The organism is Streptomyces sp. NPDC002730 (genome assembly GCF_042888805.1).
GTDB lineage: Bacteria > Actinomycetota > Actinomycetes > Streptomycetales > Streptomycetaceae > Streptomyces.
The window spans coordinates 244,843-269,006 of record NZ_JBIAQG010000004.1 but is presented as its reverse complement, the minus strand read 5'-3'; the positions used below and the strand labels follow the sequence as shown (position 1 = coordinate 269,006).

25 protein-coding genes and 3 pseudogenes are annotated in these 24,164 nt (G+C 69.7%); 16 read left to right on the top strand and 12 right to left on the bottom strand.

The features are described from left to right. Nucleotides 1-79: 79 nt before the first annotated feature. Nucleotides 80-1,258 (bottom strand): serine hydrolase domain-containing protein, encoded by a 1,179-nt coding sequence (locus ACFYXH_RS12425; RefSeq protein WP_389562030.1) that lies wholly within the window; start codon nucleotides 1,256-1,258, stop codon nucleotides 80-82. 203 nt (nucleotides 1,259-1,461) lie between these two features. Between ACFYXH_RS12425 and ACFYXH_RS12420 the strand changes: the two genes are divergently transcribed. Next, nucleotides 1,462-2,559, top strand: coding sequence for an enoyl-CoA hydratase/isomerase family protein (locus ACFYXH_RS12420; RefSeq protein WP_389562029.1), 1,098 nt, complete (start codon nucleotides 1,462-1,464; stop codon nucleotides 2,557-2,559). A 2-nt stretch (nucleotides 2,560-2,561) separates the two neighbouring features. Here ACFYXH_RS12420 and ACFYXH_RS12415 read toward each other — a convergent pair whose 3' ends face one another. From ACFYXH_RS12415 to ACFYXH_RS12405, 3 genes are all read right to left on the bottom strand, one after another. Further along, complete coding sequence (locus tag ACFYXH_RS12415; RefSeq protein WP_389562028.1) at nucleotides 2,562-3,386, bottom strand: hypothetical protein; 825 nt, start codon at nucleotides 3,384-3,386, stop codon at nucleotides 2,562-2,564. Nucleotides 3,387-3,494: 108 nt separating this feature from the next. After that, complete coding sequence (locus ACFYXH_RS12410; protein ID WP_389562247.1) at nucleotides 3,495-5,534, bottom strand: SpoIIE family protein phosphatase; 2,040 nt, start codon at nucleotides 5,532-5,534, stop codon at nucleotides 3,495-3,497. A 347-nt stretch (nucleotides 5,535-5,881) separates the two neighbouring features. After that, complete coding sequence (locus ACFYXH_RS12405; protein ID WP_389562027.1) at nucleotides 5,882-6,157, bottom strand: Tn3 family transposase; 276 nt, start codon at nucleotides 6,155-6,157, stop codon at nucleotides 5,882-5,884. A 258-nt stretch (nucleotides 6,158-6,415) separates the two neighbouring features. Between ACFYXH_RS12405 and ACFYXH_RS12400 the strand changes: the two genes are divergently transcribed. The 5 genes from ACFYXH_RS12400 (at nucleotide 6,416) to ACFYXH_RS12380 (ending at nucleotide 8,995) form a co-directional block, all read left to right on the top strand. Then, nucleotides 6,416-6,712 (top strand): hypothetical protein, encoded by a 297-nt coding sequence (locus ACFYXH_RS12400; protein ID WP_389562026.1) that lies wholly within the window; start codon nucleotides 6,416-6,418, stop codon nucleotides 6,710-6,712. An 85-nt stretch (nucleotides 6,713-6,797) separates the two neighbouring features. Further along, nucleotides 6,798-7,190 (top strand): nuclear transport factor 2 family protein, encoded by a 393-nt coding sequence (locus ACFYXH_RS12395; RefSeq protein WP_389562025.1) that lies wholly within the window; start codon nucleotides 6,798-6,800, stop codon nucleotides 7,188-7,190. Between the two features lie 508 nt (nucleotides 7,191-7,698). Next, entirely contained in the window at nucleotides 7,699-7,902 is a 204-nt protein-coding gene (locus ACFYXH_RS12390; RefSeq protein WP_389562024.1) for a hypothetical protein, read from the top strand. A gap of 76 nt (nucleotides 7,903-7,978) precedes the next feature. After that, the gene (locus ACFYXH_RS12385) at nucleotides 7,979-8,521 is read left to right on the top strand and encodes a hypothetical protein (RefSeq protein ID WP_389562023.1); all 543 of its coding nucleotides are present in this window, start codon (nucleotides 7,979-7,981) and stop codon (nucleotides 8,519-8,521) included. 246 nt (nucleotides 8,522-8,767) lie between these two features. After that, nucleotides 8,768-8,995 (top strand): hypothetical protein, encoded by a 228-nt coding sequence (locus tag ACFYXH_RS12380; protein ID WP_389562022.1) that lies wholly within the window; start codon nucleotides 8,768-8,770, stop codon nucleotides 8,993-8,995. Here ACFYXH_RS12380 and ACFYXH_RS12375 read toward each other — a convergent pair. Together ACFYXH_RS12375 and ACFYXH_RS12370 are read right to left on the bottom strand one after the other, a co-directional pair. Next, nucleotides 8,911-9,183: pseudogene (locus ACFYXH_RS12375) on the bottom strand (GNAT family N-acetyltransferase); the annotation flags it as partial. The gene ACFYXH_RS12380 and the pseudogene ACFYXH_RS12375 sit on opposite strands and share 85 nt — an antisense overlap. Further along, nucleotides 9,183-9,524, bottom strand: a pseudogene (locus ACFYXH_RS12370) (virginiamycin B lyase); the annotation flags it as partial. The pseudogenes ACFYXH_RS12370 and ACFYXH_RS12375, both read right to left, overlap by 1 nt. A gap of 15 nt (nucleotides 9,525-9,539) precedes the next feature. Between ACFYXH_RS12370 and ACFYXH_RS12365 the strand changes: the two are divergent. After that, nucleotides 9,540-9,893 (top strand): LysR substrate-binding domain-containing protein, encoded by a 354-nt coding sequence (locus ACFYXH_RS12365; protein WP_389562021.1) that lies wholly within the window; start codon nucleotides 9,540-9,542, stop codon nucleotides 9,891-9,893. Between the two features lie 63 nt (nucleotides 9,894-9,956). Here the strand turns inward: ACFYXH_RS12365 and ACFYXH_RS12360 are convergent, their stop codons facing one another. Both ACFYXH_RS12360 and ACFYXH_RS12355 read right to left on the bottom strand, forming a co-directional pair. Continuing rightward, a complete protein-coding gene (locus ACFYXH_RS12360; RefSeq protein ID WP_389562020.1) occupies nucleotides 9,957-10,091 on the bottom strand; it encodes a hypothetical protein in 135 nt (44 codons plus the stop codon). A 172-nt stretch (nucleotides 10,092-10,263) separates the two neighbouring features. After that, a complete protein-coding gene (locus ACFYXH_RS12355; protein ID WP_389562246.1) occupies nucleotides 10,264-13,719 on the bottom strand; it encodes a phosphodiester glycosidase family protein in 3,456 nt (1,151 codons plus the stop codon). Nucleotides 13,720-14,082: 363 nt separating this feature from the next. Here ACFYXH_RS12355 and ACFYXH_RS12350 point away from each other — a divergent pair, with 363 nt between their 5' ends. The 7 genes from ACFYXH_RS12350 to ACFYXH_RS12320 all read left to right on the top strand — a co-directional run bounded on the left by ACFYXH_RS12350 (nucleotide 14,083) and on the right by ACFYXH_RS12320 (nucleotide 19,982). Then, nucleotides 14,083-14,166: a putative leader peptide gene (locus ACFYXH_RS12350; RefSeq protein WP_351446407.1), complete on the top strand. Its 84-nt coding sequence runs from the start codon at nucleotides 14,083-14,085 to the stop codon at nucleotides 14,164-14,166. A 213-nt stretch (nucleotides 14,167-14,379) separates the two neighbouring features. Next, on the top strand, nucleotides 14,380-14,973 hold the full coding sequence (ssuE, locus tag ACFYXH_RS12345; protein ID WP_389562019.1) for an NADPH-dependent FMN reductase: 594 nt from the start codon (nucleotides 14,380-14,382) through the stop codon (nucleotides 14,971-14,973). An 11-nt stretch (nucleotides 14,974-14,984) separates the two neighbouring features. Then, nucleotides 14,985-16,001, top strand: coding sequence for an ABC transporter substrate-binding protein (locus ACFYXH_RS12340; protein WP_389562018.1), 1,017 nt, complete (start codon nucleotides 14,985-14,987; stop codon nucleotides 15,999-16,001). 4 nt (nucleotides 16,002-16,005) lie between these two features. Then, entirely contained in the window at nucleotides 16,006-16,815 is an 810-nt protein-coding gene (locus tag ACFYXH_RS12335) for an ABC transporter ATP-binding protein (RefSeq protein WP_389562017.1), read from the top strand. After that, a complete protein-coding gene (locus ACFYXH_RS12330) occupies nucleotides 16,812-17,702 on the top strand; it encodes an ABC transporter permease (protein ID WP_389562016.1) in 891 nt (296 codons plus the stop codon). The genes ACFYXH_RS12335 and ACFYXH_RS12330 overlap by 4 nt, the downstream gene beginning before the upstream one ends. Before the next feature lie 10 nt (nucleotides 17,703-17,712). Beyond that, the gene (locus ACFYXH_RS12325) at nucleotides 17,713-19,047 is read left to right on the top strand and encodes an LLM class flavin-dependent oxidoreductase (protein ID WP_389562015.1); all 1,335 of its coding nucleotides are present in this window, start codon (nucleotides 17,713-17,715) and stop codon (nucleotides 19,045-19,047) included. A gap of 38 nt (nucleotides 19,048-19,085) precedes the next feature. After that, complete coding sequence (locus tag ACFYXH_RS12320) at nucleotides 19,086-19,982, top strand: TauD/TfdA dioxygenase family protein (RefSeq protein WP_389562014.1); 897 nt, start codon at nucleotides 19,086-19,088, stop codon at nucleotides 19,980-19,982. Nucleotides 19,983-20,064: 82 nt separating this feature from the next. Here the strand turns inward: ACFYXH_RS12320 and ACFYXH_RS12315 are convergent, their stop codons facing one another. Beyond that, entirely contained in the window at nucleotides 20,065-20,697 is a 633-nt protein-coding gene (locus tag ACFYXH_RS12315; protein ID WP_389562013.1) for an LAETG motif-containing sortase-dependent surface protein, read from the bottom strand. A gap of 149 nt (nucleotides 20,698-20,846) precedes the next feature. On the opposite strand from ACFYXH_RS12315, the pseudogene ACFYXH_RS12310 reads away from it, so the two are divergent. Beyond that, nucleotides 20,847-21,388 (top strand): annotated as a pseudogene (locus ACFYXH_RS12310) (cation diffusion facilitator family transporter). A 10-nt stretch (nucleotides 21,389-21,398) separates the two neighbouring features. On the opposite strand, the gene ACFYXH_RS12305 reads toward ACFYXH_RS12310, so the two are convergent. Both ACFYXH_RS12305 and ACFYXH_RS12300 read right to left on the bottom strand, forming a co-directional pair. Beyond that, complete coding sequence (locus ACFYXH_RS12305; RefSeq protein WP_389562012.1) at nucleotides 21,399-21,893, bottom strand: DUF6328 family protein; 495 nt, start codon at nucleotides 21,891-21,893, stop codon at nucleotides 21,399-21,401. Between the two features lie 53 nt (nucleotides 21,894-21,946). Then, nucleotides 21,947-22,738, bottom strand: coding sequence for a SigB/SigF/SigG family RNA polymerase sigma factor (locus tag ACFYXH_RS12300; RefSeq protein ID WP_389562245.1), 792 nt, complete (start codon nucleotides 22,736-22,738; stop codon nucleotides 21,947-21,949). Between the two features lie 251 nt (nucleotides 22,739-22,989). Here ACFYXH_RS12300 and ACFYXH_RS12295 point away from each other — a divergent pair, with 251 nt between their 5' ends. Next, complete coding sequence (locus tag ACFYXH_RS12295) at nucleotides 22,990-23,160, top strand: hydrophobic protein (protein WP_362685195.1); 171 nt, start codon at nucleotides 22,990-22,992, stop codon at nucleotides 23,158-23,160. A 104-nt stretch (nucleotides 23,161-23,264) separates the two neighbouring features. On the opposite strand, the gene ligD is transcribed toward ACFYXH_RS12295, so the two are convergent. Next, nucleotides 23,265-24,164 (bottom strand): non-homologous end-joining DNA ligase, encoded by a 900-nt coding sequence (gene ligD / locus ACFYXH_RS12290; protein ID WP_389562011.1) that lies wholly within the window; start codon nucleotides 24,162-24,164, stop codon nucleotides 23,265-23,267.

Here is a 24,164-nt window from a genome sequence, read left to right as displayed (position 1 = left end):
GTCCGTCCCCGGGCGCGGCGCACACAGTAGAACGTGTTGCAAGAATCCGGAAGGGCCGGACCACGGAGAGGGGGAGCGACTAGCCAGGCAGCTCCACCGACTTGTACAGGGCGTCGATCAACGCCATCTTGCGCGGGTCGTCGGCGATGTTGGGGCCCATGCGGTTCATCACGTATCCCAGGCTGATGCCCGCCTCCGGGTCGGCGAGTCCGCAGGAGCCGCCGAAGCCGTCGTGGCCGAACCCCCGGGGGTTGGGGCCGTACGAACCGTTCTCACCGCTCAGCCAGAGGCCCAGCCCCACCTCCGTCTCGTGCTCGAAGCCCGCACCCAGCACCAGGTCCCGACAGCGGCCCTGGCCTTCGCGGACGCGCTCGGCGGCCTCGGGCGACAGCAGGCGCCGGCCCCCGAACTCTCCTCGCCCGGCAAAGATTCCGTACAGGGACGCGACCGCACGGGCCGTTCCGTGGCCGTTGGCCGCGGGGATCTCGGCGGCGCGCCACTCGGGGGTGTTGGCGTCGGCGGCTCCGACGATGGGGTTGACCAGGGCCGCCAGCGCGACGGGCTGCAACTGGGCGAAGACGGCGGCCTGTTCGCTGCTCGACGCGGCCGGCGGATGCACCAGCTCGGCGGCGCGCCCGGCCTCCTTCTCCGGCAGCCCGATGGTGAAGTCGATGCCGAGCGGTCCGGTGACCTCCTGGAGCAGGAACTCTCCCGGCAGCTGTCCGGTGATGCGCCTGATGACCTCGCCGACCAGGAAGCCGTAGGTCATGGCGTGGTACCCGGACTGCGTGCCCGGCTCCCACCAGGGCTCGGCGGCCGCCAGCCGCGACGTGGTCAGCTCCCAGTCGTAGAGCTCGGCGACCGTGTGCGGTTCGCGCAGTCCGGCCAGGCCCGCGCGGTGCGAGAGCAGATGGCGGACGAGAACGGCCTCCTTGCCGGCTGCGGCGAATTCCGGCCAGTAGGTGACGACCGGAGCGTCCAGATCGAGCTGCCCCCGGTCGGCCAGCAGATGGGCGCACAGCGCCGTAGGACCCTTGGTCGTCGACCACACATTGACGAGGGTGTCGCACCCCCACGGAACGCTGCGCGCGGAGTCGGCCCAGCCGCCCCACAGGTCGACCACGGGCTCCCCGTCGATCAGAACACTCACGGCCGCGCCCAGTTCGCCGCGTTCGCGGAAGTTCTCCTCGAAGGCGGCCCGGACGGCCCGGAACCGTTCGTCGCAGTGGCCGTCGATCTGGGCATCGCGCTCTGACATGGGATCCTCCGTCGCCTCGGGCCAGTCTTGCGGCCTGCCGGTACCCGGCTCCCCAGAACGTACCGACTGGTCGGACTGGCGGGAAGAGTGCGAGCAGAAGGCGGGCGGCGCGGCCCCCTCGTCCGCCCATGCCCCTCGAGCCCGGGCCGTCGCCGGGGTGAGCGAGGATGGAGGGAGAAGATCCACACCCCGGAAGGAACCCGATGGTCCCCGACGACTCCGTACTGCTGCGCACCGAGGGTCACGCGGGGTACATCACCCTCAACCGTCCCCGCGCCCTCAACGCCCTCAGCCACGCCATGGTCCGCACCGTCGATACGGCGCTGGCCACATGGGAACAGGACCCTGCCGTCGAGGTCGTGGTCATCACCGGAGCCGGTGAGCGTGGGCTCTGCGCGGGGGGCGACATCCGCGCCGTCCGCGCGGACGCGCTGGCGGGCGGCAGCGCGTCGCTGGACTTCTGGCGGGACGAGTACCGCCTCAATGCCCGGATAGCCCGCTACTCCAAGCCGTATGTCGCCGTCATGGACGGCATCGTGATGGGTGGCGGTGTCGGCGTGTCCGCGCACGGCGACGTACGAATCGTCACCGAGCGGTCGAAGGTCGCCATGCCGGAGACAGGCATCGGCTTCGTACCGGATGTGGGCGGTACGCATCTGCTGGCGCAGGCGCCCGGCGAGCTCGGCACGCATCTGGCGCTCACCGGCACGGCGGTGGGCGCGGCCGATGCACTGCTGTGCGGGCTCGCCGATCACTTCGTACCGTCGCAGCGGCTGGCGGAACTCACCGCGTCGCTCGCCGAGTCGGACGTGACCGAGGCCGTGAGGCGGTGTGCCGGGCCCGCCCCCGAGGGTGAACTGGCCAGGCACCGCGAGTGGATCGACGACTGCTACGCCGCCGACTCCGTGGAGGAGATCCTCGACCGGCTGCTCGGCCGGGGCGATCCGGCGGCGAAGGAGACAGCCGAAACGATCCTCAGCAGATCGCCCACCTCCCTCAAGGTGACTCTCGCCGCGCTGCGCCGAGCCCGTGAACTCGGTGCGCTGGAGCCGGTCCTGGACCAGGAGTACCGCGTCTCGTGCGCGGCCTTCTCCTCGCCCGACCTGGTGGAAGGCGTCCGGGCGCAGGTCATCGACAAGGACCGCAGCCCGCGCTGGTCGCCCGCGGATCTTGCGCAGGTGACGGACGCGGACGTGGCTCGGTTCTTCGCACCGCTCGGCGAGCGCGAACTCGGACTCGGACTCGGACGCGACCTCGGACTTGGGCGGGGCATCGGACCCGGGCGCGGCCTCGGCGCCTGAGCTCAGCCGAGCAGATCGCGCAGCGAGGCCTTCATCCGGGCGACGAAGGCCTCGCGGACGGCCTCCTCCACAAGGTCCAGCGAAAGATACGGATTGAGATCCTCCAGCTCGACCAGCAGCAACTCACCGTCCGGAGCCCGGCAGGCGTCGACGCGCTGGATGCCGTGGTCCAGGGTGTTCCAGTCGATGAACCGCTGGGCGAACTCCAGGTCCGCCGGGCCCGGTTCGTACCGCTCCAGCTCCCAGCGGCGCTCCGGGCGCGGGGCGTACAGGGCGTACTGGAAGTCCCGGTCGACGAAGTAGAACGACACCTCGTAGCGGAACGGAATCCTCGGCTGCACCAGGACGTCGCCGTGCATGACCTCGGTGAGGCGGCCGGGGTGGAGAAACTCCATCCCGATCGAGTCCGCCCCGATCTTCGGTTTGACGACGTACTCCACGGCCTGCGGCAGCCGTCCGAGGTCCTCACCGCGGTCCACGGTCGGTATCACCGGATACCCGGCCGCGCTCAGCTCCACCAGATACTGCTTGCCCGCCATGTCCGCGCGGCCCGTCGGCGGATTGTAGAGACGGGCGCCGGTCTTGCGGGCGAGGGCACGGAAGGCGTCGTACTCCCCCTGGTAGTGCAGCACGGGACCGCTGTTGCGTACGAGGACGCCGTCGAAGGAGCCCATCAGACGCGCCGCGTCCAGCGGATGGCACAGAGCGACGTCGAAGTCCTCGCGCAGGCGCCCGGAGAGGCGGATGTCCTCGTCGCAGTAGCGGCGACGCTTCGCCTCATAGCCGAGATCCGTGACATAGAGGATGCTCGGGCGTGCGGCGGTCATGGTGCTCCCGGTGCTCGGCGTGCATGGTCGGGCGTGATCGCCCGGCCTTCGTATCAATCGCCCGGCCTTCGTATCAGACGGCTCGAGCGCGGCCGGCAGCGGTCCTGCTCAGCGCTCGGGACGGAGCAGCAACAGCGCCGTGTCGTCGCCGCGCTCACGGTTGCCCGTCGCCTTGGCGATGAGACGGTCGGCCACGGCTTCCAGCGGCTGGTCGGTGGCGTGTCCCAGTTCCTCCGCCAGATCCGCCAGCGCCTCGTCCATGTCGACCCCTGGGACCTCGATCAGTCCGTCCGTGTACAGGACCAGCAGGGTTCCCGGGAGCATCGACACCAATGTGGTCGGGTAGCCGGCCGACGGATCGACACCGAGCAGCGGGCCGCCGGCCAGGTCCAGGATGTGGACGCGGCCCTCCGGATCGCGGAGCAGCGGCTGGGGGTGTCCGGCACGGGCCAGCAGGGCACGGTGGCGCAACAGGTCCAGATGCAGATATACGCAGCTGGCCAGCAGGTCTCCTTCGAGGTCGATCAGCAACCGGTTGGTGGATTCCATGACCCGGCCGGGCGGCTGGCCTACCGCCGTGTAGGCGCGGACCGCCGTGCGGACCTGGCCCATCAATCCTGCGGCGGTGACATTGTGGCCCTGCACATCGCCGATGACGGCGGCCGCCGCGTCGCGGGTGCGCATCAGGTCGTAGAAGTCGCCGCCGATGTCCATGCCCTGGGTGCCGGGCAGATACCGTGCGGCGACCTCCAGACCGGGCAGCTTCGGCAGCGAGTTCGGGAGCAGTGCTGACTGGAGTCCGTGGGCCAGCCGGTTCTTGGCGTCGTAGAGCCGAGCCCGCTCCAGGGCCTGGGCGATGAGACCGCTGAGGCTGGTGAGCACGGCGCGCTCGTCGCTGGAGAAGTGGTGCGGCTGCGAGTAGCCGAGGACGCAGGTGCCGACGGGGCGTCCGGAGGCGATCAGCGGCAGATAGGCCCAGGCAGCCATGCCGTCCGGAGTGACGAAGCGGGCGGGATAAATGCGCTCCAGCTGCGCACGTGTCTCGAAGAAGGACGGCACTCCGCTCGAGAGCGCATGGGCACCGGGGGTCTGGGCGACCAGGGGCATGCCGTCGAACTGCTCCACGATCGACGCGTCCTCGTAGCCGCGGTGTCCCAGGACGCGCAGCCGGCCCGACTCGGACGCGAGCATGACCAGCGACCGGCTGCCGACAGCCGGCATGATCTCGTCGGCCACCAGCTCGATCACGTCGGACACGCCCACGGCCTCCGTCAGCGCACTGGCCAGGTTGAGGATGTGGGAAATGGCGACCAGCCGTGCGGGGTGCTCGGACGGAACGTCGGAGGGCATTTCCCGGACCGTTCCGCGGGCCGGGGTGATGCGCACGCTGATCCCGTTCCGGCTGGGGTGGAGCCGGAACATCAGCCAGTCCTGGGGCGGGCGCAGCGCGACGAACGAGGTGGCGTGCTGACTGATCAGGGCCGCCCGGTAGCGGTCCTCGTACACCGGATCGTTCAGCCAGGGCAGCGCGGACCACAGCTGGCCTCCCAGCAGCTCGCTCACCGGCGCACCGACCAGCTCGCCGGCGGCGGGGTTGGCGTAGGTGACGCGACCGTCCACATCCAGCGAGCACATCCCGTCCGGAATCCGCGCCAGCATGTGTACGGCCTCGACCGCGCCGGTCGTACCCGCCATGGCGGTCGGTCCGAGGAAGTCGGGCTCGGGGACGAGGGGGCGGCCTGCCTCCGCGGCCCGGCGCAGCCGCAGGGCGAGGCGGTCGCAGGCAGCGGTGAGACGGCCGCGTTCGTCGTCGGAGATGGCCGACGGATGGGAGCCTGGCCAGGTGACGAACACCGCTCCGTACGCGGTGTCGTCGGTCGCGATGGGCAGGGCGGCGAGGGCGAACGGATACGGCAGGACCACCGCGATCCGTTGATAGCGGCTCGCCATTTCCTCCTCGCCGGAGACCCAGATCAGCCGCCGTTCGCGCAGGGCGTCGGCGACAGGGATGGGTGAGCTGAGCGAGATCCGCTCCCAGGGCGCGGCGAAGGCCCGGGGCAGTCCGGCCATGACGGCCATCTCGAGCACCTGCTCATCGGGCGACAGCAAGTACACGGCGCCGGAGTGGGCGTGGACGTCGTCCATCATCCCGGCCAGGGCCAGGGACAGGAGGGGGTGGGAACCCTCGCTTGCGCTGTCCGGCGGGGTGGGCCCGGTGGCAAGCGGATCCGGCAAGGAAACCACCTCCTCCGGCCGCAATGCTCACGACCAAGGCTGCCGGTTGCGGGGGCTTCGCGCACGGCGAGCGGCGGTGAGGTCCGCTCGCCGTGCGGTGCGGTGTGCCCACCGGGGGCGGCACGCCTGTCGGCGGGCCGGTCGGCGGGCGCGAGAGCCGGACCTGTCCCCGGAGGCCCCACGCGCGGCTGCGGAGCGACGACGCCCCTGAGGCCCTTGCGCAGCGGGGCTGCTGCACCCTGTCGCGCTCGCGCGGCAGCTCACCGCGGGCGTATGCCGCCCGAGCCAGGCGCACCGGTCTGAGCGGCGTACCGCACGCGCCCTTCCTCAATCTCCCGCTGGAGTGCGCGGTCGCGCAGGTTGCGGGCGACGAACACGGTGCGCTGGGCGCGGCCGATCTCCAGCATGGCCTGGTAGGCGGGGTGTGCGGCGGCACGGGTGAAGCGCGAGAGGACCGGATTGATTGGGGCAGACCGCCCGCGGCAACCAGTCCTCGGACAGAGGCGTCCCAGCGGACATGACGCCCACCGGTACACCGCCTTCCTCGTCTGACCCGCCGTCCTGGCCGCACTGCGCAACCGGCGCGTGGCACGGCGACCCAGTTGGGTGCCGCGGCCGTCAGGTAGAGCCGTACCCCGAGTGCCTGGCTCACCTCAGGGACGCCGATCGGGATCGTTACCTCGGCTACCTGGACCCTCGTGGCCACCTCGATCTCCGCGGCACCCCCTTCTCTGAGAGCCTGCTGCGGCAGCTCTTGGACGCGCTGCGCGATCCCGCCACCGGGCAGTCCCGCCTTGCCGAGACCCGGTTCGACAAAGCCCCGGGCCTTCAGCGCCTCCTACCTCGACTACACCCTCCAAGACGGCATCGCCGAACAGATCCAGTGCCCCACCCTCGTCTGCGACGCCGCCGAGGACGAGTTCTTCAAGGGCCAGCCCGAGCAGCTCTACAACCACCTGACCTGCCCCAAGACCCTCATGGTGTTCACCGCCGAGGAAGGCGCCGACGCCCACTGCCACCCCGGCGCCATGCGCCTGTCCCTGGCCCGGATCTACGACTGGCTCGACGACACCCTCACCACCACCCCCTGAAAAAGCCGAACATCACCGGCAAACACCGATCACAGCCCCACCCGACCGGCCCTCCCGGACCGCCTCGCACTCCCAGGGAATCCAGATGAACCGCACCGGTATCGAAGCCGCCCTCAACGACCTGCTCTTCAACCACGACATCACCCTGGAGGAAGCCGCCGACCGCCACTTCACCCCCGACTACCGGCAGCGCACGGACGGCGAGTGGGCCGACCGCACCGAGTTCCTCGACCACATCAACCACCTGCGCGGCATCGTCGCCGGCGGCAAGGTCGAGGTCCACGAAGAGCTGTACGACAGCGACAAGTACGCCGACCGGCACACCTGCCACATCACCAAGACCGACGGCACCACCGTCACCATGGAGGTCTACGTCTTCGCCGACCTCGCCCCCGACGGCCGCTTCAACCGCATCGAAGAAACCACCCTCATGCTCAAGGGCTCCGACGCCGACCGCAACATCGGCAGCGCCCGCTGAGAGACCACGCCGCGAAGACGGCACACGCCTCGGCAGCGGATCAGAACCATCCGGCGAGCGAGCCCGCCAGGTCCCCGGCTGCGGATCCCGCATACGCGATGGACTTCATCCAGGCGGGATCCGCAACCGAATCCGGCACATCATCAGACCCCGTCGGTCCGCCAGCTGCTGACCGTGCCCTGCAAGCCCGGCCGCCAGCGGCCGGGCAGCCAAGTGCATCGGGGTGCACCACCTCACCGAGCGGGCCTCGGCCACCTTCACCGCCTCAGGACTCAGCATCCGACACCCGGAGGCAGCCGAGCACGTACTTGAGCATCGTTCGCTGCTGCCGAGCGTTGACCCTCTCGCTGCCTTGGACGAGCAGGCGGGGCCCCAGGGCCTCGCGCACCGTCGACGGCTTCTCAGCACCGGCAGTCGTTCACCCGGATGGCAGGCTTAGGTCGCCGGTTCGGGCGATCGTGCCGTCTCATGGGCTTGACCACTACTGCGTTCGAGTAGGAGGTGGCCGATGTACAACATGCGCGCCGAACACCTGGCGACGAAGGCCGACGGGGGACTGCTCTTGCACGTCCTCGACCGCGACGGCAGTGCCTTGTCCGGCCGAGTGATGAACAGCAAGGCGATCACCACAGCAGATGCGGTGTACGACTGCGACGACCACTGCACCAGTTGCATGAACGCCGTCGGCCACGCCAGCTCCTTCCACAAGTGATAGGTCCACGTGAGCGGACTGGCGTACGACGTAGAAGACCGCGGGCACAAGCGGGCCGAAGTTTGGAGTCCACTCCATGAAATCCGACACCTCGCGGCAGCACGCCCAGACCAGGCCGCGGCTCGTTGAGCGGTGGCGGGAGTCGGCCGACCGGCATCTCACCCCCACGAAGCGATCGCTGATCGTGACCTGGGTTGCCTTCGGTACCACCTGGGGCACGGTCCGGCTGGTCACCCACGGCATCCGCGGAGGCTGGCTGCCCTGGGGGAACATCTCCGCGGGCGGCGAGCATCTGCACCACTACAACTTCGGCATCGCCACGCTCGCCGGTATCGGCCTAATCGCCGTACGCGGCGACGAACGCGCCGTCGGCCACCCCGTCATCGCCGCTGCCTACGGCGCCGGAACCGCGTTGATCACTGACGAGTTCGCCCTGCTACTGGACCTGAGCGACGTCTACTGGGCCAAACAGGGGCGGCTCAGCGTGGACGTCTCCCTCGGCTTCCTGTCCGCGCTCGGCACGTACCTGACCGCCAAGCCGTTCTGGGACGAGGTCACCCGGGTGACGCGCAACCACGTCGCCTCCGCGGCCCGGCGGGGACTGTCAGAGGCCACGTGAGACCGTTCCGCCGAAGTTCAAGATCCATCTCGCGACGCTGGTGATCAGATCACCACGGCAGCTTGTCGGAGCGCTCCACTCGATGCATCCCGGCACACCTTCGTTCATGGTGCGGGGATCGTACGCCCGAGCGGGCCGCCCCAATCCCTTGCTGGCCGCATGGGTCGGGCCGGGGGGAAGCGTGCAAGCGGAATCCGCCGGCACCTGGTTCCATGCCCCTCTGCCTACCGGTGGTTGAGGAGGAACGTGGACGAGAACGAGGTGCACTGCGCACGGTGCGGAAGTGCCGACACGGTGGTCCAGCCGGACGCCGACACCGTGAAGCACGGCCGGTGCCTGCGCTGCGAGAAGGACTTCCAGGCCACGCCCTGCCCGATCTGCGGGAGTCAGCCCACCGGACCGCCACCGTCGGTGAGTTCGGCGATGCGCCACCACTCGTGCGGGCTCTTGAACCTGGCGAACTCTCCGTCGTAGTGCCGTTCCGCCGCCTCGCGCGGGCTCAGTCCGGATGCCAGGTGCGCCTGGCCGTGGGCGTCGAGGGTGCCCTCCATGACCGGGGCCATCAGGGCGAGGAGGTCCTCACGGTCGGCCACCGGGCGGAAGACGAGACGCCCCTTGGACTCCGGGAGTACGGACGACGGGGTCCACTGCAGCCGCAGCCGCGGTCGGGCAGCGGGTACTCGGTGATCCGGCCGTCGGGCGCTCTCCGACCGATCTGACCGGCCGCGATCTCGGTGAACCCGACGCTTCCGTCCGGGCCCGCGGCGATTCCGACCGGTGCGGCCGCCTCGGTGGGCAGCTCGTGGACCGTGATGCGGCCGTCCATGCCGATGCGGCCGACGGCGTTGGCCTGGTTCATCGTGAACCACATCGCGTCCCCGGCCGCGGCGATCGCGGAGGGGAACGCGCCGGTGCGCGGCAGCGGGTACCCCGTGACCGTTCCGTCGGTGGTGAGGCGGCCGATGCGGTCGGCGGCGGTCTCGGTGAACCACAGCGCGCCGTCGCCCGGCAGGAGTCGGTGAGCCTGGAGGTGCTCGGCGACCACATCGTGCCGCGCCTGAACGGCCCCATTCCCGCCTACTGGGAGACCGCCGTCCTGCCGGCCCGCACACCGGCCGGACGCCTCGTCCGCCGCGGCCCGGCCGTCGCCACCTTCTACGAGATCCTTGCCCTCGTCGCGGCAGGCGACGCGGTCTGCACAGTCCCCGACGAGGGGCGGCGCTACAACGCGCAGACCGACGTCGTCTACCTACCCCTCCACGATGCCCCGCCCGTCCAGTGGGCCCTGATCTGGCGCACGGACCGCGCGACCCCACTGGTACGCGCACTCGCCGAGGCGGCGACGGACTGCGGGGACGCAACTGGGCGGTAGAGACGGGATGTGCCGGCGTCGGTGTCGTGTCCCTCGGGAATCTCGATGCCGGCGAGCCTGCGGTCAATCCCGTGCCGCCGGACGATGTGCCAGCACATCGGGCGGGTCGCGGCCGAGCGCGGGGGACGCGGAGATCACGCTCTCGGTGGACGATGGCGAATAGATCGCCCACTCCACCTGGAATCCGCGGGTGGGCATCCTAGGCGGGCTCTCGATCCTCGGGACGACCGGTGTGGTGGTGCCCTACTCCTGCTCGGCCAGCACGGCCCGGAGAACGGCCGCCTCTCCCACGCCCGGCTCGCGGGGCGCCGGACGCAGGACGCAGGACGCGGGACGCGGGACGCAGGGCCGCTCCCCGGCCACGACGGGCCTACGCCGCCCGGCGCGATGCCACCCCCTCCGCCGCGATGCGGATCGCTGTACGTTCCGTGACGCCGCCCACCGTCACCGCCAGCGTGACCGTCCCCGGCCGAAGCGCGGTGAGCCGGCCCGTAACCGGGTCGAACGCCGCCGCATGGCGGTGGCGAGCGTCCTCAGGCGCGCCGATGTACAGGTTCGGCGAGCCCGTCCAGTCCGCGCTCAGCGGGAACGCCACCGGGACCCGCCGCGCACCCTGCGTGACCGTCGCCCGGGCGTCCGCGGCGTGGCCGGGCTTCAGCACTGCGGGCGCGTCCAGGGTCAGGCCGTCGACATGCGCCCGGGTCTGGACCGAGACCCAGTCCGGGCGGCCCTCCCACGGGCGAAGCCGCCCCGCCAGCTGCTCTCCGCGCGACACCTTGTCGACGCCGACCAGCGACCAGCCTGTGAAGCCGCCCTCGTCCGCCGGGCCCGCCGGGGCCTTGCCCGAGTTGCCGTTGATCAGATACGGCACGCCGTCCACGTGCTCGGCGTGGAAGACGCCGACATGGCTGCCTACGAGCCCCGCCCCCTTTCCGGTCGTACGGCGGAACTCCGCGAGCCACTGCTCGATCAGCGCCGCCTCCTTGCGGTCGCCGAGCCGGCTGCCCTTCTGCGCGGTCGGGTCCCGCGGCGGGACGTGCTCGACGAGCATCACCGACGAGATGCTCGCGTCCTTCGACGCCGCTTCGAGCTGTGCGCGCACCGCCTTGATCTGGTCGAAGCCGCCGCCCCGCAGGCTCAGGCTCGAGGTGTCGAGGGTCAGGAACCGGGTACCGCGATGGTCGAACGTGCGGTGCGCGGGCCCGAATTCGGCGATGAAGTTGTCGATCTTGCCGCCCATCACCTCATGGTTGCCCGGCACGTAGTACCAGGGCAGCTCGTCCCCCAGTTCCTCGGTCAGGACGCGGCGCGCGAAGGCCAGATCCGCCGGAGAGCCCTCGTCGACGAGGTCGCCGTTGACGATGAGGAAGTCGGGCCGCGCGGCCTTGATCTCGCGCAGGGTCCGGCGTGCCTGCGCCACGATCGCGCTGTCGGGGTCGCGGGCGACGAACTGCGCGTCGGACATGACCGCGAACTGCCAGTCCCTGCCCTCGGTCTCGGCGGCCGGGTCGATCAACGGGTCGGCCGTACGCGGCTGTTGAGGCAGCACGACCGTCGGTGGCACCTGCGCGGTCAGGCCGTCGATCACGATCTTCCCGGTGTACTGCTTGGCGGCCGCGGTCTCGGCCAGATAGAAGCGGTGCACCGACAGCGGCATCGCGGCCCCCGGCGGCACGGCGAAGGTCACCTGCCGCCAGCCCGTCCAGGTGACGTACGGTCCGCGCAGCAACTGGTCGGAGCCGGCCGCGTCCTTGAGGTGCAGTGTCGGCCAGGCGCCCTTCCCGTCGCCCTTGATCCAGAGCGTGAAGGACTGCGGCTGGCCCGGAACGGCGATATGCCGCGGCGGGTTGGCGTACGCGGCCCTGGTCGCGGTCGACTGCGTGAAGTCGTAGGTGAGCTCCAGGCCCGTCCCACTCTGTCCTTCGGGTGTCGCCGCGACCGAGCCACTCGCGCGGGCCTGGCTGAAGGTCCAGGACGCGGCGTCGTCGAAGCCGGAGACCGGCTGCTCGGCGAGGCCGACGCTGACGGCGAACACGGTGGTGACGCCCGCGGCCGTCGCCATGATCTGTCCGGCCCCGCTGCCCGTGCGGGACGTGACGGTGAACGAGCCCCGGCCGTCGTCGCGGATGTCGAAGAGCGTGTGGTCGTAGCCGAGTTGCACATCGGCCGGTTCGACGGGCGCGCTGTTGCCCTGGGCGTCCAGCCCGAGGATACCGAAGGTGCCGGTGGCGCTCGCGTCCGCGAGGCCGACCCGCTTGGTGGTCGGCTCGATTCTCGCCAGGTCGTCGAGCACGGTCAGCTCGGTGCTGCCATGGGCACCCGCACGTTCCGCGCGTACCTCGGTCGTGCCGCTGTGCCGCGCCCGGAACGTCCCGTGGTCGTCGACCCGGCCCACCAAGGGCTGGACGGCCCGCCAGTGTGGTGCTCCGGCGGCCGGTCCGTATGTCTCGTCGTAACCGGCGGCGGTGAGCCGGCGGGTCAGGCCGGGGAACACCCGCTCCGGGTGGCCGCCCTTGACCGGGTCGGCGGTGGGGGCGCTCGCGGCGGGCGTGCGGGTCTCGACCCAGAAGCCGCGCAACCGACCGCTGCCGTCGGGCGCGGTGAGCGCGAGGCCGTTGGGGACGGTGCGCTCGCTGCCGTCGGAGGGGCTGTTCTCCACCTGGAGGGCGTCGCTGCCGGGTTCGCGGGCGACGAGTGTCGAGGAGCCGCCGCCGTCGAGGTTGAGCGCACTGTGCGCGCCGGCCTTCTTCATCATCAGGCCGAGTTCGGTGAGGGTGACTCCGCCGCTGTCGGCCTGTCGGCCGTCGACCGTGACGACCTGCATCGCGCGGCCGTTCTTGGAGAATCCGACGGCGGTACGGGGAGCGGCGGTGTTGTTGCCTTCGCCCTCGTGGTTCAGCGGTACGCCGTCGACGACGAGGAGTTCGCGGCCGCCGACGGCGGTACGCGGGACAGGCCCGCTGTCGGTACGCGGCCGGTACTCCAGGGACACGGCGTCGCCCGGGCGCAGCGCCGCCAGAAGCCCGGCTCCGGCCTCCCGGCCGACCAGGACAGTGGTGTCCGCGGCGATCGGCCCGGTGCCGGGCCGACCGCTGACGGCGACGACCTTGCCGTCCCGTACGACCGCTTCGGCGACGGGAGTCGCGGCGTCGACGGTCAGCGCGCGGTCGGCGGTTCCCCAGGCGGCGGTGTACGCGCCGATCCCGCCGGCCGGGACGTTCGCGGCGTTGTACGCGGTCAGGGGGTGCGCACCGGACGGCAGCGTGAGAGTGCCGTCGAAGTACAGCTGCAGGACACGTCCGGCGTTCTCCGGCCCGATGCCGACGGCCCGGTTGGTGCCGGTGGCCGGCGAGTGGGTGACCTTGCCGTCCTTGATGCCGGGGCCCTGCGGTGCACCGGTCTGGTTGATGTCGAAGAAGTCCGCGTTGATCGCGGCGACCGTGCGCCGCCCCTTGCCGGGGTCATGCTGTGCGGCGAGTTCGGAGACGGCACGGCGGTCGGCGACCTTCCCGGAGGAGAGGTAGTCGGCCTGTACGCCGCTGCCGTCGAGGTCGACGGAGAGCGCGTCGACGCGCAGCCACTTGTCCGATTCGAGCCGGTCGTACGAGGTGAGGCTGATGCCCGGAGCGATCGGCCGGGAGCTGCGCGCGGTCTCGATGCCGTCGCCGTCCGCGACGGATCTCGGCCGTCCGGCCGGACCGCTCGCGGGCGGCGGCGCGACGGGCCGCAGCACTTCGGCGGAGTCTCGGGGACGGGGGTCGGGGGTGGAATCGGCGACGGCCGGGGATGTCGCCCCGGCCGTCAGTGCGGACACCGTCGCGAACAGCACGACGGACCGTCTTACTCTGCCAAGGCCCACAACTACTCCTGGAATCGAGCTGGTTGAGCGCGCGTAATGCTGTCGGCGGACAGCATCGCGGCGCTCGGACAGACACACCAGGGGGCGGTGGGAACGAGGGGAAGAACAGTCGGGGAGCACAGGCAATGGCACGACCATTGGCGCCCGGGAGATCAAGTGATCATTCCACTGGGCCAGGGGGCCCGGGCGCCGGCCGTTCTCCGTCTCACCGGCCCGCGCCGGTCGCTCCGCGCGAGCCACATTCACGAAAGAAAGCTGTAACAATTCACCATGCGAGACGATTTCCGGTGGACATTGACGTGACCGGAAGTCGCTGTCATTCTCTCCGGTGTGAGTCAAGCTGACATTCTCGTATCGCGCCTGCACGTCGATCTTCGACGGCACGCCAGCGCACTCTGTGCCGCCGGCCGCTGAAACACGCACAGCTGACTTCTCTTCCGGCGTCGACCCCTCTCTCCAGAGGGTTCCGGCCAGGCTGAGCACCTCCGCCCCGCCGAGGCAGCAATTCTCACGGCAAGGCCCTTAAAAGAGCCTTCCGATTCTCTTCAACCCTTTTCCTGAACCTGTCGCGCGCCTTTTCAGCGCGATGTTTCAGGCATCTTCGCGTACCCCGAAACGGAATGACTGATGACCTCCATCCTGGCTGTTTCCGGTAGCCCGTCCGTGAACTCGCGCACCGAATTGCTGGTCGAGCACGCGGTCCAGCGACTGTCCGTCACCGGCTTTGACGCGGGCCATCTGAAGGTGCGTGAGCTGCCCGCGGCCGAACTGCTGGCCGGCCGGTCCGACTCGCCCGCCCTGCGTGCGGCGGCCGAGCAGGTCGCCGCGGCGGACGGTCTGATAGTGGCCACACCCGTCTACAAGGCCTCCTACACCGGACTGCTCAAGGCCTTCCTCGATCTGCTGCCGCAGTCCGGCCTGGCCGGAAAGACGGTTCTGCCGCTGGCCACGGGCGGCAGCCTGGCACACGTACTCACCATCGACTACGCCCTGCGCCCGGTTCTTTCGGCGCTCGGGGCCCGGCATGTCGTCGGCGGCTCCTTCCTCCTCGACAGCCATGTCGAGCGGCTGCCCGAAGGCGGGGCGCAGTTGAGCCCCGAGGCCGAACTCCGGCTCTTCGACGTCGTCGACGAGTTCATCCAGTCGCTCCCCTCCCGAATCCTCTCCCCCGCCCAGTCCCCAGCCCACGGTGCGGCGACCTCCGCCTCCCGCAGCCACTGAAGGAATCCGACGTGCACACCACAACCAGACGTAACTTCCTCGTCCTCACCGGCATCTCCGCGCTGGCGGCGGCCGGCTGCGGCACGGCGGTCGGCAGCGGCACGCGGAACACCACCACGCTCCGCTACCAGGGTTCGGTCGGCCAGGTCAGCCCGCCCGAACTCGCCGCTTCCCTCGGCTACTTGGAGGACCTGAAGCTCGAGTGGGTGGGCAACACCATCAGCGGTCCGCAGGACATCCAGTCCGCCGCGTCCGGCCAGACCGACTTCGGCGGCGCCTTCAACGGAGCCGTGGTCAAGCTCGCCGCCCGCAAGGCCCCCATCAAGGCCGTCATCAGCTACTACGGCTCCGACAAGTACGCGTACAACGGCTTCTACGTGACCGAGAAGAGCGCCATACGTACGGCCCGCGACCTCATCGGCAAGAAGGTCGGCATGAACACCCTCGGCGCCCACCACGAGGCGATGCTCGACATCTACCTCAAGAAGAACGGGCTGAGCCGGGCCGAGGCCGAGCAGGTCGAGCGGATCGTCATCCCACCCGTCAACACCGAACAGTCCCTGCGCCAGCGCCAGATCGATGTGGCCGTACTCGGCGGCATTCTGCGCGACAAGGCGCTGGAGGACGGAGGCGTACGCAAGCTCTTCAGCGACTACGACCTGCGCGGGGCTTTCAGCGCCGGTACGTACGTCCTGACCGAGCGCTTCATCAAGCAGAACCCGGAGACCGCACGGACCTTTGTCACCGGAGTGGGCAAAGCCCTGGACTGGGCCCGGACCACGCAGCGCGACGAGGTCGTCGCGCGCATGACCGAGATCGTCGCCAAGCGCAAGCGCAACGAGAGCGCCGCCGCCCTCAAGTACTGGCGTTCCTATGGCGTCTCGGCGCCGGGCGGTCGGATCGAGGAGAAGGAGCTGTCGGTCTGGGCCGACTGGCTCACCGAGCGCGGCGACCTCAAGTCCGGCCGGGTCAGCGTCCCCGACCTCTACACCAACGAGTTCAACAACCGTGCCAAGAAGGCGAGTTGATCCCGTGACCGCCAAGATCAGCTTCCGAGGGGTGGGCAAGACCTTCCCCGTACGCGGAAAACAGCAGCACGTCACCGCGCTGGACGGGATCGATCTCGATATCGCCGCCGGTGAGTTCGTGGTCGTCGTCGGCCCGAGCGGCTGCGGAAAATCCACCCTGCTCGACCTCCTCGGCGGACTCTCCGAACCCACCAGCGGTCAGATCCTGCTGGACGGCGAGCCCGTCACCGGACCGGGTCTGGACCGGGGCATCGTCTTCCAGCAGTACGCCCTGCTGCCCTGGCGCACCGCGCAGGGCAATGTGGAGTTCGGCCTGGAAGCCACCCGGGTGCCCCGCCGTGAGCGGGCCGAGCGCGCCAGGGAGTATCTGGCGCTCGTCGGTCTCAACGGCTTCGAGGACCGGCATCCGCACGAGCTCTCCGGTGGCATGCGCCAGCGCGTGGCCATCGCCAGGAGCCTCGCCTACGACCCCGATGTGCTGCTCATGGACGAGCCGTTCGCCGCACTCGACGCGCAGACCCGCGAGTCCCTGCAGGACGAGCTGCTGCGTATCTGGCAGCGCACCGGCAAGACGATCGTCTTCATCACGCACGGCATCGACGAGGCGGTCCATCTCGGGCAGCGGGTCGCCGTCCTCACCTCCCGTCCCGGCCGGGTCAAGGAGGTGGTCCCGATCGGCCTCGGCGACCGCGGCGCCGACACCGATCCGCGCTCCAGCCCCGAGTTCGCGCACCACCGCCATCAGATCTGGAACCTGCTGCGCGACGAGGTCAGCCGGGCCCAGCAAGAGGAGAGGGAGGCCGCAACGCTATGAGCATCGCCACCGAGAAGGCGCTCGCGACAGCCGTCGATGTGAACGGCGCGGCGCAGCGCACCGACCCCGCACTCGCCCCACCAGTCCGCACCCGCGCACTGCCCGCCCCGGTCCGCCGCGCCGGCCGGATCCTGCTGACTGTGGTCACCCGGACCGTCGCCATCGCCGTGCTGCTCGCGGTGTGGGAGGCGGCGCCCCGGCTCGGACTCGTCGACCGGACGTTCCTGCCGCCGTTCTCGGAGGTCGCCGTCGCCTGGTGGCAGCTGCTCCTGGACGGCCAGCTCGCCGAACACACTCAGGCCAGCCTCCAGCGCTCGTTCACCGGCTTCGGTCTCGCCGTCGTCATCGCCGTACCGCTCGGCCTGCTGATCGGCTGGTACCGGCCGCTCGCGGATCTCCTCGGGCCGCTCCTCGAGGTCTTCCGCAACACCGCCGCGCTCGCCCTGCTGCCGGTCTTCGTCCTGCTACTGGGCATCGGCGAGACCTCGAAGATCTCCATCGTGCTGTACGCCTGCACCTGGCCGATCCTGCTGAACACCATCAGCGCCGTGAGCAGCGTCGATCCGACCCTGCTCAGGCTGGCCAGGTCGATGGACCTGCCCGCTCCGAGGATCTTCCAGAAAGTGATCCTGCCCGCCTCCGTGCCGACCGTCTTCACCGGCATCCGGCTGGCCGGCGCGGTCGCCATCCTGGTCCTCGTCGCCGCCGAGATGGTGGGTGCCAAGGCCGGGCTCGGCTATCTCGTCAACGCCTCACAGTTCAACTTCGCGATCCCCGAGATGTACGCCGGGATCATCACCATCTCCGCCATCGGCGTGGCCTTCAACCAGCTCCTCGTGGCTCTTGAACGTCGCTTCACGTCCTGGCGCACCCCGACCGGAAACTGAGGATCCGCCCATGTCCGCCGACACCCCACGCCAGTTCCATCTCAACGCGTTCCTCATGAACGCCGGCCACCACGACGCCGCCTGGCGCCATCCGCGCACCCAGCCCGACCGGATCACCGATCTCTCGTACTTCCAGGAGCTGGCCCGTACCGCCGAGCGCGGCAGACTCGACTCGCTGTTCCTCGCGGACGGCGTCGCCCTGTGGGGCAATGCCCGCTACAACGCGGTCGGCGGTTTCGAGCCGCTCACGCTGCTGTCCGCACTGGCCGTTGCCACCGAGCACATCGGTCTTGTCGCCACCGTCTCCACCACGTTCAACGAGCCCTTCCACGTGGCACGGAAGTTCGCCTCGCTCGACCACCTCAGCGGCGGGCGCGCCGGCTGGAACATCGTCACCTCCGGGAATGAGGCCGAGGCCAGGAACTTCGGTCGCGAGGAGCATCTGGAGCACGCGCTGCGCTACGAGCGCGCCGCCGAGTTCCTCGACGTGACCAAGGAGCTGTGGGACAGCTGGCGCGACGACGCGACGGTCATCGACCGCGAACGCGGGGTCTACACGGAGGACGGCGCGGTACGGCCGATCGAGCACCGCGGCAAGCATTTCCGCGTCGACGGGCCGCTCAACGTACAGCGTTCGCCGCAGGGCCATCCACTGCTGGTGCAGGCCGGCTCCTCGGAGGACGGCAAGGAGTTCGCCGCCCGGTACGCGGAGGCGGTGTTCACCGCCCAGCAGACCCTCGCCGACGGCCAGACCTTCTACAAGGACCTCAAGTCACGGCTCGCGAAGTACGGCCGTACGCCCGACCAGTTGAAGATCCTCCCGGGGATCTGCCCCATCATCGGCGCCACCGAGGCCGAGGCCCTGGCGCTGGAGGACGAACTGACGGGCCTGCAGGTCCCGGAGTACGGGCTGCAGCAGCTCTCCGGGATGCTCGGCACGGATCTGAGCGGTCTGCCGCTCGACGGTCCGCTGCCCGAGCTCCCCGAGGAGCAGGACATCAACGGCAACAAGTCCCGCTTCACGCTGGTGGCGGATCTCGCCCGGCGCGAGCAGCTCACCATCCGGCAGCTGATCGCCCGGCTCGGCGGCGGCCGCGGCCACCGGGTCTTCGCCGGTACGCCCGAGCAGATCGCGGACCAGCTCGAGCAGTGGTTCACCGAGGGCGCGGCGGACGGATTCAACATCATGCCGCCGTATCTGCCCGGCGGACTGGAGGACTTCGTCGACCAGGTGGTGCCGCTGCTGCAGGCGCGCGGCCTGTTCCGTACGGAGTACAGCGGTCGCACCCTGCGCGACCACTACGGCCTGGAGCGGCCCGCAGGCCGGCCTGCACTTACCCAATGACCCCGTTCACTCACCGCCCAGAGAAAGGCAGCACCCGCATGACCAGCACCGGTTTCGACATCCGCCGGATCGGCGGCCGCATCGGCGCCGAGATCCTCGGCGTCGACCTCTCCACCGACCTCGACCCCGCCATCGTCACCGAGATCAGCGCGGCGCTCGTGGAGCACAAGGCGCTCTTCTTCCGCGGCCAACAGCTCGACGACGCCGCGCAGATACGCTTCGCCTCGCTCTTCGGCGAGCTCACGACCGCGCACCCCACCGTGCCTTCCGTGGAGGGCCAGCCGCACATCCTCCCGGTGGACGGTGACGAGGGCATCCGCGCGAACCAGTGGCACACGGACGTCACGTTCCTGCGCACGCCGCCGAAGGCGTCCACGCTGCGCAGCCTGGTGGTCCCGCCGTACGGTGGCAACACCCTGATCGCGAACTCGGTCGCCGCCTACCAGGATCTGCCGGACGCGCTGCGCGAGCTGGCGGACCGGCTGTGGGCCGTCCACACCAACGCGTACGACTACGCCGAGCCGAAGTCGGAGAAGGCGGCCGAGCACCGCAGGCGGTTCGTCTCCACGAGGTATCGCACCGAGCACCCCGTGGTCCGCGTCCACCCGGAGTCGGGCGAGCGCGGTCTGTTCATCGGCGGCTTCGCACAGAGTCTGGTGGGCCTTTCGCCGTCCGAGTCACGCGACATCCTGCGGATCCTGCAGTCGTACGTGACCCGCCCGGAGAATGTCGTCCGCTGGACCTGGGCCCCGGGTGATCTGGTCCTCTTCGACAACCGCAGCACCCAGCACTACGCGCCCGACGACTACGGCGATCTGCCTCGGCTGCTGCACCGGGTGACGGTCGCGGGCGATGTCCCGGTCGGTGTCGACGGCGGGCTCAGCCGGGTCGTCGAGGGAGACGAGGCGGCTCACTACACGCCCGCCGCGGCCTGACTACGAGACAAAGCCGCAGAACGCAACAAGGCGGGTGGGCCGTCCCCGACGGCCCACCCGCCTCGCGTCTTCCGTGCCGGCGTCAGTGCTGCGCGCTACGACGCTTCCGCGCGGCCCACATGATGCCGCCGCCCGCGACGATGACCAGAGCGGCCGCGCCGCCGATCAGCGGCGTGGAGCTGGAGGAGCCCGTCTCGGCCAGGTCGCCCGAGGGGGAGCTCGGCTTGGCCGAAGCCGGGGGCACCTCAGCAGAGCTGGTGGCGGTGCTCGGCGTGTCGCTCGGCGTCTCACTCGGAGTCTCACTCGGCGAGGGAGTGGAACTCGGGGTCTCCGACGGGGTCGGACTGGGGGTGTTGTTCTCGCACACCGGCGCCGTCTCGGTCAGGTCGCGCGAGAACTTGTCGTTGTCGCCCGCCTTCACCACGAGGCGAACGGAGAGCTCCTTGTCATGCTTGGGGAGCTCGAGCTTCTTGTCGAAGCTCCCCCTGAACGTCTCAGTGGGCAGCAGGTCCTTGCCGTCCACCGTGACGGTCACGGTGTTGTCGTCCTTGGAGCTGTAGGCGGTGAGGTGGACGCTGACGTCGGTGCAGGTCACCTTCCACTCCGGGGTGTGCGCCTGAGCGGTTCCGGCCGCCAGGCCGACGCCGAACACACCGGCCGTCGCGACCGCTGCGAAGGCGCCTGCGCGCCGCCACGATCTGTTTATTGTTGTCACAAATTCCTCCACGGTTGCCACGCCACCCATCTGGCGGTGGGCGCAGAGTACCGCCAGGCTCACAGGGATCGGCACCCACCCCACCTCCCCCACGGCTGACTCGCGTCACTCCTACCGGCGTTCATGACCACGGGCACACGGTGACCGAAATGAACGGCAACAATTCCGACGGAAGGACCCGCGTCACTGTCCTGGTCGCGCTCGCCGCGAATCTGGTGATCGCGGTGGCGAAGGCCGTCGCCGGAATCGCCGTGGGGTCTCCCGCTCTGCTGTCAGAGGCCGCGCACTCGGTCGCCGACAGCATGAACGAGGCGTTCCTTCTTCTCGCGGTGCGCCGCAGCCGTCGCCCGCCGGATGTCCGGCATCCGTTCGGTACGGCAAGGAGCGCTATTTCTGGGCGCTGCTCGCCGCCGTGGGGATGTTCGTGATGGGTGGCTGCTTCTCCTTCTACCAGGGCTTCCATGCGCTGAACGCTGACAAGAACGAGTCCCCTGCCGGCTATGTCGCCGCGCTGCTGACCGTGCGGCTCGGCCTGGAGTCGACGCTCGTGGCCGCCAGGGTCGATCTGGCTCCCGGTTTCGACAGCGAGGAGGTCGAGCTGGTCTGCGTACGCATCAAACGGCTGATCTCAACGGCCTGGCCACAGGCGGATCATGTCTTTCTGGACATCACGGAGGCGCCGGTGGACTGATGCGTCGCCGTCACTCCCCGGGCGCGTTCGTGACGCGGGCCCAGAGCGGCAGGACGACCCAGCAGATGACGAACCAGACGACCATTCCGGCCACCATCCACAGGGCGAGCGAGTCGTCCACGACCAGTCGCAGGATCAGCAGCAGCGACGACGCCATCGTGCACAGCAGCAGAAACAGTCCGACAAGCGTGAGTCGGGAAGCCCATTGGACTGTCTCCGGTTTGAGCCGCCGGCCGGTGAGGAGCCGGTGGATGGACACGGGACCGATGAGAGCTCCGGTCGTCGCCGCCCCCAGCAGAATGGTGACCGTATAGATATCGCGGTCGGTGTCGGACAGGCCGGCAAAACGGGCCTGGAACGCCACCGTGAGCAGGAATCCGAACAGGACTTGCACACCTGTCTGGGCAACCCGCAATTCCTGCAGCAGTTCAGCCCACAGCCGGTCCGCCCGTTCCTCCGGTGTCTCGTCCCGACCGCGCTCACGACCGTTTCCGCCTTGCTCCATCACCGGGCGCCTCCCTCATGTCCGTGTGGCGCTTTCCTCTTATATCGCACTCCTTATGCGGCGTCCTGCATGATCTCGCGGCGAAGTCGCTCGCAGGAGTTGCTGATCAGGCGTGACACATGCATCTGGGAGATGCCGAGGTCCTCGGCAATGCTGCGCTGTGTCATGTCGCGGAAGAACCGCATGTAGAGGATCTTCCGTTCCCGCGCCGGTAAGCGCCGCAGCCGGGGCTTGACTGCCTCCCGGTCGATGACGACATCGAGCGCGGGATCCGGGCCGCCCAGACCGTCGCACAATGTGTATCCGCCCTCGCCACCCGGGAGTTCGGCGTCCAGGGACAGGGCGCTGAAGGAGTCGACGGCCTCCAGCCCGGCCCTCGCCTCCTCCGGCGTCAGCCCGGCCTGCGTGGCGATCTCCGCAAGGGTCGGCGCCCGGCCCGAGACGGTCTGGAGGAGCTCGCGCTGGGCCGCACGGACCCGATTGCGCTGGTCCTGGACCCGACGTGGCACATGGAGGGTCCACATGTGGTCACGGAAGTGCCGTTTGACCTCACCGGTGATGGTGGGGACGGCGAAGCCGGCGAACGCGGTACCGCGCTCGGGGTCGTACCGGTCGACGGCCTTGACCAGGCCCAGGGCCGCCACCTGGCACAGGTCTTCGAGGGACTCCCCGCGGTTCCTGAACCGGCCGGCGATCCGCTGCGCCATGGGCAGCCAGGCATTGACCAGCTGCTGGCGTACGGCCTCGCGTTGGGCCCCCTCGGGCAGGTGCGCCAGTCGGTCGAAGTCGGCTGCGGTGTCGGGGGCGTCGTCGTGCGGATGCTTCCTGCTCGCGTGTGTGCGCATGATGCGCTGCCACTCCCTCAGCGGTACGGAACGGATGATTGCCACCGCGGGAATTACGGATACACACGCAGCCGCACCAGGGCGCGCCGTGCCACTCCCACGGACGTGCCTCCGGTCCGAAGCACGAAACGCGTCTGCCCTGAGCCTTGGCGACCAAACACGGGCAGACAAGTCAGCGCCAATTGCGGACCGCCTAAAACCGACGTGTAGGCGGACGGGTAATGGGAACCCGCCAGGTGGAGGTGCAGACCATGTTTCCCATCCTGCTCGTTCTGCTGCTCGCACTCCTTCTCTTCGGTGTCGGTTTCGCCGTGAAGGCGCTCTGGTGGATTGCCATCATCGTTCTGGTCGTTTGGCTTCTGGGATTTGTGATGCGAAGCACGACGCCCACGGGCACAAGGTCCCGTTGGTACAGGTGGTAGGCGAGAAGCGAATGATGAACGGCGGCCCTCGGGCCGCCGTTCATCATTTTCGGCGGTGCCGCGTCATGCCCGGTGAATCGCCTCGGTGAATCGCCTCGGCACCGTCAGCGCAGGGCGGCGAGACGACGGCGGGCCGGGCCGATCGCTCGGCCGCCACCGCTCACGCCGGCCCACGGTCTGGTACACGCCTGGTCGAGCGCATCGGTCACCGTCCAACGGCGAGCGGTGAGTTCGGGGTCCTTCAACTGATCCCAGCTGACGGGGGTGGCCACCAGCGCGCCCGGCTTGGGCCGCACGGAGAACGGCGCCACGGCCGTCTGCCCGTATCCGTTGCGCTGGACGTCCAGATAGAGGCGGCCGCCTCTCGCCTGTTTGCGTACCTCGGTGGTCAGCCGGTCCGGGTCGCGATCGGCGAGCGTCTGCGCAACCTCCCTGGCGAATTCACGCGCCTCGTCGAAGCCCGCCCCGCGCGCCAGCTGCACGATGACGTGCAGGCCCTTGGATCCGGTGGTCAGCAGGACGGACGGCAGCTGGAGTTGATCCAGCAGCTCACCGAGCTGCTCCGCCGCCCGGCGTGCGGATTCGAAGTCGTCCTCCGCCGGATCGAGGTCGAAGACCAGCCGGTCGGGCTGCTCCGGCCGGTTCGCGCGCGACAGCCAACGATGGAAGGTGATGCACGCCTGGTCGACCAGATGGATCAGGGTCGCGGTGTTGTCGCACACCGTGTGGGTCACAGTGCCGTCCGCCTTGGCCACCTCGACCCTGCGCACCCAGTCCGGACAGTTGTCCGGGGTCTGTTTCTGCATGAAGCCGGGGCCGCCGATGCCGTCCGGATGCCGTTCCAGCATCAACGGCCTGCCGCGCAGATGCGGCAGCATGAACGGCGCGATGCGGCGGTAGTAGTCGACGAGGTCTGCCTTGGTGAGTCCGTCGTCGGGAAAGAGGACCTTGTCGGGCCGGTGGACCTCAACGGTGCGCCGGCCCGCCCGCACCTTGTATGACAT